1 protein-coding gene is annotated in these 1,303 nt (G+C 45.4%); it reads right to left on the bottom strand.

Annotated elements, in window-relative coordinates; genetic code table 11:
- Positions 1–99: 99 nt before the first annotated feature.
- Positions 100–1,303: IS256 family transposase (locus tag G614_RS0124050; RefSeq protein ID WP_242828212.1), on the bottom strand; the 1,204-nt coding region annotated here is incomplete at its 5' end.

Below are 1,303 nucleotides of genomic sequence, written 5' to 3'. Positions count from 1 at the left end.
CGGAATAAGACCAGGGGTTCTGGCAATACTTTTAATGCCGATGGAATAAGGCTGGGGTGGCTGACCTTTCAAAATCAGTAGCCACCCTGGCTTTTTCTTTTATAAATACTGGGTCAGTCTTTCTCCGTACAGTACAATCAGCTGATTCAATACCTGGTCCCAACCACGGTATCTCTGAGTCCATTTTTTAATGATATTCTCACTGGCCAGATAAAGCATCTTCTCCAGAGACTGGTCGTTGGGGAATACACTTTTCGTCTTTGTTACTTTCCTGTATTGACGGTTTAATGCCTCAATAATGTTCGTCGTGTACATAATCCGTCTGATTTCTTCTGAAAATTGAAAAAAGGAACTTACATCTTCCCAGTTATTTTCCCAGTTGCTGATCGCGTAGGGGTATTTCCTTCCCCATTTCTCCCGGATCCCTTCCAGCTCTGAATATGCCGCTGTTTCATTCGGAGCATTATAGACTGCTTTGAAGTCACTGGAAAATTTTTTTAGATCACTGTAATTGACATATTTAAATGAGTTGCGCAGCATGTGGATGACACATCTCTGGATCTGGGCCAGAGGGTAGACCGCGCTGATTGCCTCCTTAAAACCGGCCAGCCCATCGACGCAGAAGAACAATACATCCTTTACCCCGCGGTTTTTCAAATCATTTAACATCCCCAGCCAGAACTTACTGGTCTCATTAGCCCCTACGGTAATGCTGAGGATATCTTTATACCCCTCCGTTGTAACTCCCAGGACTACATAGGCCGCCCGGCTCAGGATACGTCCGTCTTCCCGTACCTTATAATGAATGCAGTCCATAAAAACAAAGGGATAGATTGGGGCCAGCGGACGGGACTGCCACTCTTTCACCTGTGGCAGAATCTTATCGGTCATCTTACTAACCATCTCTGCCGATAACTCAATCCCATAGAGATCCTGCAGCTGGTCATGGATATCCCGTGTACTCATTCCTCTTGCGTATAAGGAGATTACTTTCTCCTCGATGCCAGAGATGTCACGCTGATACTTGGGAATCAGCTTTGGCTCAAACTCTCCGTTGCGGTCCCGGGGCACATCCACTTGAAACTCCCCATATTGGCTCTTGAGGGTCTTTGTGGAATGTCCGTTACGTTTATTATCCGTAGTAAGATTCCCCTTCTGATTCTTTTCATACCCAAGGGAAGCATCCAGCTCCGCCTCCATGAGTTCCTGAAGGATATCCTTAAAACTTTCTTTGAGAAGGGAATAGACATCCGCAACACTGGAAATGTTGTTGTCTGAAATAATCTGTCGAATTTGCTCCTTA

Source organism: [Clostridium] clostridioforme AGR2157, from assembly GCF_000424325.1.
Classification (GTDB): Bacteria; Bacillota; Clostridia; order Lachnospirales; family Lachnospiraceae; genus Enterocloster; species Enterocloster clostridioformis_A.
The sequence above is the reverse complement of the archived record's forward strand: the minus strand, read 5'-3'. Positions and strand labels throughout refer to the sequence as shown.